Annotated in this window: 10 protein-coding genes; 1 reads left to right on the top strand and 9 read right to left on the bottom strand. The window is 72.8% G+C overall.

Features of this window, described 5'->3' with window-relative positions; genetic code table 11:
* Positions 1-2,433, bottom strand: a complete 2,433-nt coding sequence (locus ACXNSR_RS14030; RefSeq protein ID WP_458642372.1) for a serine/threonine-protein kinase — start codon at positions 2,431-2,433, stop codon at positions 1-3.
* Positions 2,434-2,443: 10 nt separating this feature from the next.
* Here ACXNSR_RS14030 and ACXNSR_RS14025 point away from each other — a divergent pair, with 10 nt between their 5' ends.
* A complete protein-coding gene (locus tag ACXNSR_RS14025; protein ID WP_458642371.1) occupies positions 2,444-2,770 on the top strand; it encodes a hypothetical protein in 327 nt (108 codons plus the stop codon).
* A 70-nt stretch (positions 2,771-2,840) separates the two neighbouring features.
* Here ACXNSR_RS14025 and ACXNSR_RS14020 read toward each other — a convergent pair whose 3' ends face one another.
* From ACXNSR_RS14020 to ACXNSR_RS13985, 8 genes are all read right to left on the bottom strand, one after another.
* Positions 2,841-4,130: a coiled-coil domain-containing protein gene (locus ACXNSR_RS14020; protein WP_458642370.1), complete on the bottom strand. Its 1,290-nt coding sequence runs from the start codon at positions 4,128-4,130 to the stop codon at positions 2,841-2,843.
* Positions 4,131-4,237: 107 nt separating this feature from the next.
* Positions 4,238-5,188, bottom strand: a complete 951-nt coding sequence (locus tag ACXNSR_RS14015) for a glutamate ABC transporter substrate-binding protein (protein ID WP_458643299.1) — start codon at positions 5,186-5,188, stop codon at positions 4,238-4,240.
* Positions 5,189-5,376: 188 nt separating this feature from the next.
* Positions 5,377-6,783 carry a hypothetical protein gene (locus ACXNSR_RS14010; RefSeq protein ID WP_458642369.1) on the bottom strand — a complete coding sequence of 469 codons (1,407 nt, stop codon included), beginning with the start codon at positions 6,781-6,783 and terminating at the stop codon, positions 5,377-5,379.
* 207 nt (positions 6,784-6,990) lie between these two features.
* A complete protein-coding gene (locus tag ACXNSR_RS14005) occupies positions 6,991-7,980 on the bottom strand; it encodes an N-acetylglucosamine kinase (RefSeq protein ID WP_458642368.1) in 990 nt (329 codons plus the stop codon).
* Positions 7,971-9,236 carry a 6-phospho-beta-glucosidase gene (locus tag ACXNSR_RS14000; protein ID WP_458642367.1) on the bottom strand — a complete coding sequence of 422 codons (1,266 nt, stop codon included), beginning with the start codon at positions 9,234-9,236 and terminating at the stop codon, positions 7,971-7,973. Before ACXNSR_RS14000 ends, ACXNSR_RS14005 begins: the two co-directional genes overlap by 10 nt.
* A 2-nt stretch (positions 9,237-9,238) precedes the next feature.
* The gene (locus ACXNSR_RS13995) at positions 9,239-10,093 is read right to left on the bottom strand and encodes a carbohydrate ABC transporter permease (RefSeq protein WP_458642366.1); all 855 of its coding nucleotides are present in this window, start codon (positions 10,091-10,093) and stop codon (positions 9,239-9,241) included.
* Complete coding sequence (locus tag ACXNSR_RS13990; RefSeq protein ID WP_458642365.1) at positions 10,090-11,034, bottom strand: carbohydrate ABC transporter permease; 945 nt, start codon at positions 11,032-11,034, stop codon at positions 10,090-10,092. Before ACXNSR_RS13990 ends, ACXNSR_RS13995 begins: the two co-directional genes overlap by 4 nt.
* Before the next feature lie 4 nt (positions 11,035-11,038).
* Complete coding sequence (locus ACXNSR_RS13985; protein ID WP_458642364.1) at positions 11,039-12,379, bottom strand: extracellular solute-binding protein; 1,341 nt, start codon at positions 12,377-12,379, stop codon at positions 11,039-11,041.
* Between the last annotated feature and the right edge of the window lie 29 nt (positions 12,380-12,408).

Below are 12,408 nucleotides of genomic sequence, written 5' to 3'. Positions count from 1 at the left end.
TCACACCCACGTCCGGGGACGGAAACGGTTTGCCCGCTCCACCAGTTCGATCCTCTCCTCGCCACGCCGCGCCAGCCGTGCGAGGACGCGGTACGAGCGCTCCAGTCCGAAGCGCAGGCCCCGCTCGTCCAGTTGACTGCCGAGCAGCGAGGTCCGACCGGGGTCGGAACCCCGGCTACCCGACAGTACCCAGTCCAGGGCCGAGCCCAGAACCTCCGCCCGGAGCCTTTCCTGCCGCTCCGGGTCCAGTCCGAACCGCTGCAAGGCCTCCACCTGGTCCGCGGCGGCCGCCAAGTCGTCCAGCAGCGGCTCCTGAGGGGACCGGTCGCGCAGACGTGCCCGTACGGCCGCCACCCGCGCGGCGGTGTAGTGGATGGACGCCTCCGGCACGGACTCCAGCGTCCGCACGGCCGCGTCCCGGTCCCCGGCGGCCAGTTGGACGCGGGCCAGCCCGAAGGCCGCGCTCACGAATCCCGGGTCGGTGATCCACACGAGGCGGTAGTACTCGGCGGCGTTGTCCAGCTGGCCCAGCACCTCGGCGCACAGCCCCAGCGCCAGCTTCGGCGCGGGCTCGCCCGGGAAGGCGTCGTAGATCGCGTCGAAGGACAGGGCCGCTATCTCGTCGTCTCCGGTGGCCAGCGAGGCGATGCCACGGGCCCACACCACCCGCCAGTCGTCCGGATGCCTGGCCTCCAGATCCGCCAGGGTGTGTCCGGCCTCGGGCAGTTCGCCCAGCTCCAGACGGGCCCGCAGCTCCCGCAGCCGCAATTCGGCCGAGTCGGCCGGCGCCGCGCCGAGGGCGCCCAGGAGATCGCCCGGCGCGGAGGCCAGCAGACCCGTCAGGAAACCGGCGTTGGGGTCGGCCGCGTCCACCAGCGGTACGGGCAGGGCCAGCGCGGTGTCGCGGGCGTCGAGGGTCGTCGCTCTCATGGGGGCCGGCTCCGGGGACAGGAGCACGGGGACCGGTACGGCCCCCGCGGGCCGGGCCGCGGCGGGCGGCGCGGTTCGCTGACCCGGCACCGGAGCACCCGTCACATGCGTGGCGGTGGTCCCGAGCCCGGCCGTGCCCGTCTCCGATGCGCCCGTGCCGGGCCCCCAGGGACCCGCGCCGCCGGCCGCCCCGGGACCGGCCGCCCCGGGACCGTGCGCTCCACCGGACGGCGTCCCGCCGACGGGCGAAAGGCCCTGCGGGCCGAGCGCCCCGCCGGCCGTCGCCCCGGCCGCCGCGGCGGCGCCGGGCGCGTGCGCACCGGCCGAGCCCCGGCCGCGGCCGACGAGTCCGAGCAGTCCGCCGCCCCGCCGCGGGGCGATCGGCCGGTAGCCCAGCCGGGAGACGGCGCTGTCGGCCGCGTCGGCGAACAGCTGGGTGTCGGGGACCCGCAGCTCCGGGCCGAAGAGGGTGGACAGCTGCGGCCGCGGCCGGCCGGTCTGCAGGGCGACCACCTCCCGCAGCACACCCGTCAGCTGGTCGGCCATCTCCTGCGCGGACGAGAACCGCCGCCCCGGGTCCGGGTCGGTGGCCCGGACCAGCAGCCGGTAGAAGGACTCGTACCGCCGGAACACCTCGATGTGCTCCGGATCCGGCAGCGAATCCACGAACACGTTGGTGTAGCCCTGGAAGTCGAAGGTCAGCACGGCCAGCGTCCGCGCCACCGTGTAGAGGTCGGAGGCGACCGAGGGTCCCAGCTCCGCGACCTCGGGGGCCTGGTAGCCCACCGTGCCGTAGATGGCCGACTCGGTGTCGTCCATCCGTCGCACCGCGCCCATGTCGATCAGCTTCAGCTGGTCCTGCTGCTGGATCGCGTTGTCGACCTTGAAGTCGCAGTACAGGAGGTTCCTGCTGTGCAGGTGGCCGAGCGCCTCCAGCGCCTCGATGCCGTAGGCGCAGGCCTGCTCCACCGGCAGCGGGTCGCGCCGGCCGTCCGGCCGGCGCCGCTCGTTCGCGATCTCCTTCAGCGATTTGCCGCCGACGTACTCCATGACGATGTACCCGTCCAGCGAACCGGTCCGCTGGTCCAGGTGCTCCACGAAGTTGTAGATCCGCACGATGTTGGAGTGCTCGATCTCCGCGAGGAAGCGCCGCTCCGAGATCGCGGCCTCCATCGCGTCCTGGTCCCCGGTGTCCAGCAGGCCCTTGAGCACCACCCACCGGTCCGCGACCGCCCGGTCCACCGCGAGGTACACCCAGCCGAGGCCGCCGTGCGCGAGGCAGCCCAGCACCTCGTACTGTCCGCGCACCACGTCACCGGAGCGCAGCTTGGGCACGAAGGAGTACGGGTGCCCGCACTTGGTGCAGAACCCTTCCGTCCGGCCCGGCCGGTCGCCCCGGGAGCGGCCCACCGGGGCCCCGCAGTCCGAGCGCGAGCAGAACCGCTTGCGCTCCGGCACCTCCGGGTTCTCCAGGACCGCCGTCGAGGGATTCGGACGCGGCACCTCCGGCACGTTGACCAGTCCGGCGCCCAGCCGGCTGCGGCCCGAGGCCGCCGAGCCCGAACTGCGCACCGACACCGAACGGGTGGAGACCGTCCCCGACACCGAGCGCGACAGCCGTCCGGACACCGAGCGGCGCGAGGAGGAGGAGCGGGAGGAGCGCGCCGAGGCCGAGGACCGCGCCGAGCCGTGGGAGCCCTGCGAGCCCATCGATCCACGGGACCCGCCGGAGCCCAGGGAGCCCCGGGCCGCGCTCGTCATCCCCGTCGGGGGCGACACCAGCTCGTCCGCGCCCGCCGCGATCGAGCCGATCGGTGCCAGCCCGCACGTGTCGCAGTAGACCTCGCCGCCGCCCATGTCCTCGTACGCCCCGGGGCAGCCGGGACGGACGCACGCGGTTCCGATCAGGCTCATGCGTTTTCCTCCCCCGGCCCGTCGGGCCGCTGTTCCTGGTGTCGTGGTTGCTCGGGCCGGTCCTGGGGCGCCAGCAGTGACTCCGCCGTCGCCACCTGGTAGCGCAGGACGGCCTGCTCGGCGGCCCGCAGGTCGCAGGGTGCGCTCCACAGCATCCGCCGGGCGGCGTCGTACCGCTCGATCAGCAGGGGGTCCTCCGCCATTCCGTGCCGGGCCACCTTCGCCTTGTACGCGTCGAGCCGGCCGCGCAGCTCGGCCCGTACGGCCAGGGGCGCCGTCACGGCGGTCAACGATTCACGGGCCCGCCGGAGTTCCTCCTCGGCGCGCTGCTCCAGCGATTCCAGCAGAGGTGAGAGCCGGTGCCAGCGGGCCTGACGCCGGTGTTCGGCGGCCGCCGCGAGCTGTTCCTGGAGCACCGTGGGCGGGCCGCTCACCGCGGGCACCTCGGACGCGGCGATCTTCGCCAGCACCTCGCCGCGCGCGGTCCGGGCCTCCGCCAGGGTCCGGTCGGCCCGCGAGAGCACGTCCCGCAGGGCGATCAGCCGCTGTTCGGCGTCCTGCCGTACGTCCAGCACCGCCTCGATCTCGCGGCGTACGTCCTCCAGCGCGAGCGCGGCCCGGTCGTAGCGAGCGGTGTCCGGACGGCCGCCGCCGGGCGCGGAGCTGCCCGTCGCCGGGAGCCAGAAGGCCAGCGGGTCCGCGATCACCTGCGTGCGCAGCTCCGTCAGCTCGGCGGTGATGTCCTGCAGGTCGTCGCCGGAGGGGTGCTCGCCCGGCCGCACGCCCACCGAGTGGGCCAGCGAGCGGGTGCGGTGCAGCTCGGCGGCGAGCAGGTCGATCCGGGCGGGCAGCGCCGACCACACGGCGTCGGCGGCGACCACCACGTCCAGCGAGCGGGCGTACAGGCCGTTCATCCGGGCCACCAGCTCGGCGAGCGAGAGCCGCTCGGCCAGCGCGGCGCCCTCGGTGGCGGCCCCGGCGATCAGTACGCCGGGCCCGCGCAGCCGCTCGGTGAGCTCGATCAGGTCCTCGCGGTTCGGCCAGCGGCGCCGCTCCCGTACCTCCCGGGCGGCGGCCAGGGCCCCGCTGTAGGCGTCGAAGTACGTCCAGAGCCGGGTGATGTCCGCGTCGGCGGCCGTCCACCGCTGCTCGGTGGTCCCGCTGAGCGAGGCGCCCTCCAGCAGCCGGCGCCCGGCGTGGTCCTGGAGGGCGAGCAACGAGGTCTCGACGGCCTCGTGCTCCGCGCCCAGCCGGGCCAGGGCGCGGTCGACGTCGTCCCGGTCCATCACTGCAGACCCCGCCTCCACCGACTGTGCCTCCGCTTCCGCCGCCTCCGTGTACGTCCTCGTATCCTGCCCCGCGCCCGGTCCCGTGTCCGAAACCGTCACGGGCCTCAGCCGTCCCGGTACTTGGGTACGGGGGGCGCGGTCACGCCGGGCAGCACGGGCTGCAGGTGCTTGAGGTACGCCTTCATCCACGGGCTGTCACTGCCGCCCGCACGGTAGTTCTCCAGCACCTTGTTGACCCGGCGGACCAGGTCCGGGGCGTCCTTGTTCATCGCCACCCCGTAGAACTCGCGGGTGAAGGGCGAGCCCACCAGCTGCACCGACGGGTCCTGCGCGGCCTGCCCGGCGGCGAGGGCGTTGTCCGTGATGATGCCGTCGACCTCGCCCAGCTGCAGCCGGACCAGGCAGTCCAGCTGGTTGGCGACGGTGACCGGCACCGAGCCGTACGACTGGGCCTTCAGGGCGGCCTCCGCCGTGGAACCGGCCGCGAAACAGATCCGCCGGTCCTTCAGCGAGGGGTCGTACCCGGTGATCGGCGAGCCCTTGGGCGCCAGCACCTGCTGTCCGGCCTCGAAGTAGGCCGTCGAGAAGGCGACGTCCTCCAGCCGCTTGCAGTTGATGGTCATGGTCCTTACGACGATGTCGACGCGCCCCTCCTGGAGGGCGGGGATGCGCTGACTGGTGGGGATGGCCCGGTAGATGACCGCGTTCTCGTCGCCCAGGATGTCCTTGGCGATGGCCTTGACCAGGTCGATGTCGAAGCCGTCGAGGCGGCTGCCCTCCGCGGTCTGGTTGCGGTAGCCCCAGCGGAAGCTGTTCTGGTCCACGCCGGCGACGAGCTTGCCGGCCGCCTTGATCCGCGCGATGGCCGCCCCGTCCACATCGGAGGGGCGCAGGCTGGCCTCGGGGTCCTGGCAGGTGTCGGCGAGGGCCCAGGGCGCGGCCGGGGCAGCCGCCATGGACGCGGGCCGGTGGACGGCCGGCCGGCCGGTGTCGGGCGCCGCGTGGGCCAGCGGCAGCAGGACGACGGCGGCGGTCGTCACGCAGGCGACGGCCATCGCGCTCACCCCGCCCCAGCCGCGCAGCCGGCCCGCGGCGCGGCGGATGCCGGACGCCGCGCCGGTGCTCGCCGCGCGCCCGGCCCGGCCCGCCCGGCGCTCCGGGACCTCGTGGTTCCCGTGGTTCCCGTTGTTCCCGTGGTTCTCGTGACCTTCGGCGGCCCGCCCGGCTCGTATCCGCATCGCGCTCACCTGTACTCCGAAAGCCTGCGCCCGATGCCGAGCAGAGCCGCTGCCGCACCGATGACCGCCAGGGCCGCCGAGCCCGTCACCAGCCCGCCCAGCGCGCCGATCCCGTCCTGGGCGGAGCGGGTGAACTCCTGCTGCTCGTGGGCGACGGCCTGTTCCAGGGAGGCGTCCACCGTGTCGAAGGCGGCGCCGCTGCTCTCCTTGTGCTTCTCGTCCCCGACGACCTGGGGCAGCGCGGCCTCGTAGTCCCCCTTCAAGTCCGCCTCCCGGGCCGCCGTGTGCCGCTGCTTCCACTGCTTCACGCCGTCCGCCGCCCGGCTGACGGGGTCCCGGCCGGCCGCGTCGTCGGCGATCCGCAGCGCGGTCGCCAGCCCGGCGTCCAGCTGCTTCATGTTGTTCGTGAAGTCCACGTCGTACTTGTCGGACTTCTTGTCCTCGGCCAGTACGGCGCCCCGCGCGATCAGGGTCAGGTTCTCCCCGGCCCGAGCCTGCAGGGAGGCGATCCGCGCGTCGTTGAGCACCTTCATCGACTCCTGCCCGTCCGCCCGGGCCTCGCTCAGCGAGGACCGCGCCACCGTGTGCCCCACGGCCAGCCACAGCAGGACCACCACCGACGCGGCCGTCGCCGCCACCAGCCCGTGGTTGAGGACCCGGTTCGTGTGCCGGTAGTTGCGCCGCTGCGCCCAGACCAGGGCGGCGAGGGTGAGCAGGCCCAGACCGATCGAGGCCAGCGGCCAGGACCGGGCGTCGTCGTGGTCCCGGTAGAGCCGCTTGGTCTCCGACTCGTACAGCCGCTGGGCGGCGGGCAGCAGCTGGGTGGTCATCTGCTCGTTGGCGTAGCGGAGGTAGGCACCGCCCAGCGGCAGGCCCTGCCGGTTGGTGGCCCGGGCCTGCTCGATCAGGCCGGTGTAGCGCGGGAGCTGCTCGCTCAGCACGGTGATCTGCCGGCGGGAGTCCTCGTTGCCGCCGGTGTTGGCGGCCGCGCTCACCAGCAGTTTGGAGGCGTTGGCGATGTCCTTCTCGTACCGCTGGCGGACCTCGCGCGGCTCCTGGGCCCCCAGCAGGAACCCGCTGGAGGAGGTCGTGTCGGCGTCCGCCAGGGAGCGGTAGATGCTCGCCGCCTCCGCGCTCAGCGGCTGGCTGCGGCCCACCACGTCGTCGGCGGCCGCGGCCCGGTCGGAGATCTCCCAGACGCTCACCGTGCCGAACAGCACGATCAGGGCGGCCAGTACCGCGCCGATGATCCGCAGCCGGCCCGGCTCGGTGGTCGCCGCCTCGCGCAGCCGCTCCACGCCCTCGGCCCAGGCGGTCCGCCCGGGCGGCCCGTCGGGCGGCGCGGCCGTCGGCCCGGCGGACGGCACGGACGTACCTCCCCCGGGCGCGGGCGCGCGTGATGTGATCGCCACCGTGACCTCCCCCTCGGTCCTGTCGTCCTCCAGCCGACGCTGGGAGGTACCCCCTGCGCAGCAGTATGGCCGTAGTGCCGGTCGACCACAGCACCCGGTGCTGGATCCGGGGCGATCCGTCCCCGAGGGCCCCCTTCGTCGCCCCTTCACCGTCAATACGTCCGTATGGGCGCCACGGTTCCAGACCGGACGGCTTCCGGGGCGGGTTCAACCGAAATGGGTACGGAGTTTTTCGTACGCCTCGGGCGGGGAGCCGAGCGCGTCCAGGCCCAGCAGTCCGGCGCCGAGCACCGGCGGGGCCGTGATCACGCGGATCCGGGCGCGCGGGGCCCGTTCGGCGAGGCCCGCCGCGATCCGGTCGTTGAGCTGCGGGTGTCCGGCCGCCAGCACACTGCCGCCCAGCACCACCGGGACCTCCTGCTCCAGCAGGCCCAGGCGTCCCAGCGCCACCGATGCCATGGCCACCACCTCGTCCGCCTGCCGGTGCACCAGCGACAGCGCCACCGGGTCCCCGGCGGCCGCCACCGCGAACAGCACCGGGGTCAGCTCGTGCCGCCGCGCGTGCGGCACCCGGCCCAGGTGCATCGCCTCGATCAGCGAGGCCATCGACGGCTGCCCGAGGTGTGCGGGCAGCGCCCGGGCCAGCTCCGTCGGCCCGCCCCGCCCGTCCTCGGCCCGGGCCGCGAACCACAGGGCCTCCTCGGCCAGTCCGCCCCCGCCGCCCCAGTCGCCGGAGATCCGTCCGACCGCGGGGAAGCGCGCGGTCCGCCCGTCCGGGGTCATCCCGACGCAGTTGATGCCCGCCCCGCACACCACCGCGACCCCGCACGGGCCGGCGCCCGTCGGCAGTCCGGAGCGCAGCAGCGCGAAGGTGTCGTTGTACACCGCCGTCGTACGGCCCCAGCCGCGGCGCTCGATCTCCCGCGCCAGCTCCCGCTCCTCCACCGCGAAGTCGGCGTTGGCCAGGCACGCCGACACGTGCTCGGCCCACGGCCCGGCCCCGGGGTCCGTGCGCAGCCCGGCGTCGGCGATCGCCCCGGCGAGCACGTCGACGGCCGCGGCCACCCCCGTGCGCGGCGGCTGGAAGCCCCCGGCCTGGCCGGAGCACAGCACCGAGCCGTCCGGGGCGAGGAGCGCCACGTCCGTCTTGCTGTTGCCCGCGTCGATCGCCAGCACCGAGGGAAGGGTCACGCCCATGGCAGGTGCTCCTTGTTGTGCGCGAGGAGCCGGTCGGTCAGCCCTTCGGCCAGGTCGTACTGCCCGATGAGCGGGTGCGCCAGCATTGCCTTGAAGACCCGCTCGCGCCCGCCGCGCACGGCCGCGTCCAGCGCGAGGTCCTCGTACGCGCTCACGTGCGAGATCAGCCCGGAGAACAGCGGGTCCAGCCGGGGAACCGCGAGGGGAACGGCGCCGGATCCGTCGACGCGGGCCTGTACCTCGATCACCGCGTCGTCCGGCAGGAAGGGCAGCGTGCCGTTGTTGTACGTGTTGACCACCTGCACGGCCGGTCCGCCGTCGCCCAGCAGGGAGGCGGCCAGGTCCACGGCGGCTTCGGAGTAGAAGGCGCCGCCCCGTTTCGCCAGCAGCGCCGGCTTCTCGTCGAGCGCGGGATCCCCGTACAGGGCGAGCAGTTCGCGTTCCATCGCGGCGACCTCGGCGGCCCGCGAGGGCTTGGTCCCGAGTTCCCGGACGACCTCGTCGTGGGCGTAGAAGTAGCGCAGGTAGTACGAGGGCACGACGCCGAGCCGGTCCAGCACCGCCCGCGGCAGCCGCAGGTCCCCGGCGACGGCCTCGCCGTGCACGGCGAGCAGCGTCCCCAGCAGGTCCTCGCCGCCCGGGCCGCCCCGGCGCACGCCGAGCTCCCAGGTGAGGTGGTTGAGGCCCACGTGGTCCAGGTGGATGTCGGCCGGCGCCAGGTCCAGCAGGGCCGCGAACTTCCGCTGGAGGCCGATGGCGACGTTGCACAGCCCGACGGCCTTGTGCCCGGCCCGCAGGAGGGCCCGGGTGACGATCCCGACCGGGTTGGTGAAGTCGATGATCCACGCGTCCGGGTTGGTCCGCCGGACCCGCTCGGCGATGTCGAGGACCACCGGGACCGTGCGCAGTGCCTTGGCGAGCCCGCCCGCGCCGGTGGTCTCCTGCCCGACGCAGCCGCACTCCAGCGGCCAGGTCTCGTCCCGCAGCCGGGCGGCCTGCCCGCCGACGCGCAGCTGCAGCAGGACCGCGTCGGCCCCGGTGATGCCCGCGTCGAGGTCGGAGGTGGTGGTGACGCGGCCCGGGTGGCCCTGCCGGGCGAAGATCCGCCGGGCCAGGCCGCCGATCAGCTCCAGCCGCTCGGCGGCCGGGTCGATCAGTACGAGCTCGCTGACGGGCAGGGTGTCGCGCAGCCGTGCGAACCCGTCGACCAGTTCGGGGGTGTAGGTGGAACCGCCGCCCACCACTGCGAGTTTCATCGTCAGCCTTTCACGCCGGTCAGGGTGACTCCCTCGACGAACGCCTTCTGGGCGAAGAAGAAGAGGACGATCACCGGGGCCATGACCAGTACGGTCGCGGCCATGGTCAGGTTCCAGTTGGTGTGGTGCGCCCCCTTGAAGGACTCCAGCCCGTAACTGAGGGTCCAGGCGGCCGGGTTGTCGGAGGCGTAGATCTGCGGGCCGAAGTAGTCGTTCCAGGCACAGAAGAACTGGAAGAGCGCGACGGCGGCGATCCCGGGGCGGGCCATCGGCAGGACCACGCGCAGCAGGGTGCGCACCTCGCCGCAGCCGTCGACGCGGGCCGCGTCCAGGTACTCGTCGGGGATGGTCAGCAGGAACTGGCGGAGCAGGAAGATGGAGAAGGCGTCGCCGAAGGCCATCGGGACGATCAGCGGCCACAGGGTGCCCGACAGGTCGAGTTGCTTCGCCCAGAAGAGGTACATGGGGATGACCACCACCTGCGGCGGCAGCATCATCATGGCGATCACGAGGAGCAGCGCGAGCCGCCGCCCGCGGAAGCGGAACTTGGCGAGCGCGTACGCGACGGGCACGGAGGAGACCACGGTCAACAGGGTGCCGAGTCCGGCGTACAGGAGCGTGTTGCGCCACCAGGTCAGGAAGCCCGGGGTGTGCCACACCTTGGCGTAGTTGCCCCATTCCCAGGTGTCGGGCCACAGGTCGCGGGTGAGCGCCTGCCGGTCGCCCATCAGGGAGGTGAGGAGGAGGAAGACGAAGGGGAGGACGAAGAACAGGGCGGCGGCCACGCCGAGCGAGTGCACCCCGACCCAGTGCAGTACCGCCTTAGAGGATCTCCGTCCGGTGCGCGCGCCGCTCATTCACCTGCTCCGATCAGACCGCCACGGCGCCGCATCAGGAGCGCGGTGAAGGCCATGGAGAGGGCGAACAGGACGAGCGCGACGACGCAGGCGGTGCCGTAGTCGAAGCGCTGGAACCCGAGGTTGTAGACGAGCTGGGGCAGCGTCAGGGTGGACTTGTCGGGGTAGCCCGGCTCGAACTGCTGTCCCGAGCCGCCGATCACCCCGGCCGCGACCTTCCCCGCGACCAGCGGCTGGGCGTAGTACTGCATGGCCTGGATGACCCCGGTGACCACGGCGAACATGATGATCGGCGAGATGTTGGGCAGGGTGATGTGGCGGAATCGCGCCCAGGCACCGGCCCCGTCCAGCTCCGCGGCCTCGTACTGCTCCTTGGGTACGTCGAGCAGCGCGGCCATGAAGATGACCATCAGGTCGCCGACCCCCCACAGGGCGAGGGCGGTCAGGGCCGGCTTGGACCAGTCGGCGTCGGTGAACCAGCCGGGGGTGGGCAGTCCCACCGTGTCCAGCAGGGTGTTGACGGGGCCGGTGCCGGGGTTGAGCAGGAAGACGAAGGCCAGGGTCGCGGCGACCGGCGGGGCCAGGTAGGGCAGGTAGAACAGGGTCCGGAAGATCCCGGTCCCCGTCTTGATCTTCGTGATGAGCAGGCCGATGCCGAGGCCGAAGGCGACCCGGCAGGTCACCATCACGAGGACCAGCCACAGCGTGTTGCGCATCGCCGGCCAGAAGAGCGGATAGTCCGTGAAGACGTAGCTCCAGTTGTCCGCGCCGTTGAAGGCGGGCGGGCGGAAGCCGTCGTACCGGGTGAAGGAGAAGTACAGGGTGGACAGCAGCGGGTAGAGGAAGAAGACGGCGAAGCCGATCAGCCAGGGGGACAGGAAGGCCGTGGTCCGCAGGGCGGAGCGCCGCCGCTTCGATCGCAGGGGGTGGGCGCCGGTCATCGGGCTACTTCGCCTTCGCGATGTCCGTGTCGATCTGCCGGTCGGTCCTGGCGAGACCGGCCGGGATGTCGGTGACGTCGCCCTTCTCGACGGCGTACGCGAAGTCCGTGAAGGTCAGCTGGTAGGTGCCGCCGTCGGCCTTGGCCGGGGTGGTGCCGGACTTCGGGTGCCGGGCGATGTCGAGGAAGGTCTTGAACTCCGGGGTCACCTGGAGGTCCGGGGACTCCAGGGCGGCGAACGTGGACGGGACGTTGTGGATGGCGTTGGCGAAGGCCACCACCGCCTCGGTGTCGGTGGTCATGTATTTGACCAGCTCCCAGGCGGCGTTCTGCTTCTTGCTGCCGGAGGCGATGCCCATGATCGTGCCGGAGAGGTAGCCCTTGCCGTAGTCGGCGGCCTGCTCGTCGGGGACGGGCAGCGGCGCGGTGCCGATCTCGAAGGCGACGCCGGCCTCCTTCGCCATCGGGGCCCGCCACTCGCCGTCGATCTGCATGGCCACCCGGCCGGTGTGGAAGGGGTGTTCGGCGCTCCACTCGTCCCCGAAGGTGTTGCGGAACCGCTCCAGCTTCTCGTAGCCGCCGAGCTTGGCCACCAGGTCCTTCTGGGCGGTCAGCATCTTCGTGAAGGCCGGGTCCTTGGCCAGGTTGGAGCTGCCGTCGGCGGCGAAGTAGGCCGGGCTCCACTGCGCGGCGAGCCGCATGGGGGTGGTCTCGTAGCCGTGGAAGGTGGGCATCAGGCCGACCTGCTCGTACGAGTCGCCCGACGGGTCGGCTTTCGTCAGTTTCTGCGCGACCTCGGTGAACTGGCTCCAGGTCTTCGGGGGTTCGGTGATGCCGGCGGCCGCGAAGGCGGTCTTGTTGTATACGAGGCCGTACGCGTCGTGCAGCAGCGGCAGCGTGCACTGGTTGCCCTCGAACTCCGTGTACTCCAGCAGGGTCTTGGGGAAGACCTTCGTCTTGTCCACCCCGGACTTCGCGAGGAAGGGGTTCAGGTCGGCGAAGGCACGGGAGTTGCAGAACTTGCCCACGCTGTCGGTGGTGAAGGAGGACACCACGTCGGGGGCCTTGTCCCCGCCCGCCCGCAGCGCCTGGTTGATCTTGTCGTCGGTCATGTTCCCGGTGACCTCGACCTTGATGTTCGGGTGCGCCTTCTCGAACCGGGCGATGTTCTCCTCGATCGCCTTGGCCTCGCTCGGCGCGGACCAGCCGTGCCAGAAGTTGAGGGTGACGTCCGCCTTCGGATCGTCGGAGGCGGTGTCCGCGCCCTGGCCCGTACAGGCCGTGGCGAGGGCGGATATCGCCGCGAGGACGGCGGTGGCGGTGGTCAGGCGTCCGGTTCTGGGCATGGCGGGGCTCGCTCTCTGCGGGAGGAACT

Source organism: Streptomyces sp. NC-S4, from assembly GCF_054353315.1.
Note: the sequence above shows the minus strand (reverse complement) of the source record. Positions and strands in the feature narration are given on the sequence as shown.

Excerpts from the sequence above, each read along its gene's own strand:
- ACXNSR_RS14020 (WP_458642370.1), bottom strand. The coding sequence starts at position 4,130 with ATGGACCGGGACGACGTCGACCGCGCCCTGGCCCGGCTGGGCGCGGAG.
- ACXNSR_RS14015 (WP_458643299.1), bottom strand. The coding sequence starts at position 5,188 with ATGGCCGTCGCCTGCGTGACGACCGCCGCCGTCGTCCTGCTGCCGCTG.
- ACXNSR_RS14005 (WP_458642368.1), bottom strand. The coding sequence starts at position 7,980 with ATGGGCGTGACCCTTCCCTCGGTGCTGGCGATCGACGCGGGCAACAGC.
- ACXNSR_RS14000 (WP_458642367.1), bottom strand. The coding sequence starts at position 9,236 with ATGAAACTCGCAGTGGTGGGCGGCGGTTCCACCTACACCCCCGAACTG.
- ACXNSR_RS13995 (WP_458642366.1), bottom strand. The coding sequence starts at position 10,093 with ATGAGCGGCGCGCGCACCGGACGGAGATCCTCTAAGGCGGTACTGCAC.
- ACXNSR_RS13990 (WP_458642365.1), bottom strand. The coding sequence starts at position 11,034 with ATGACCGGCGCCCACCCCCTGCGATCGAAGCGGCGGCGCTCCGCCCTG.
- ACXNSR_RS13985 (WP_458642364.1), bottom strand. The coding sequence starts at position 12,379 with ATGCCCAGAACCGGACGCCTGACCACCGCCACCGCCGTCCTCGCGGCG.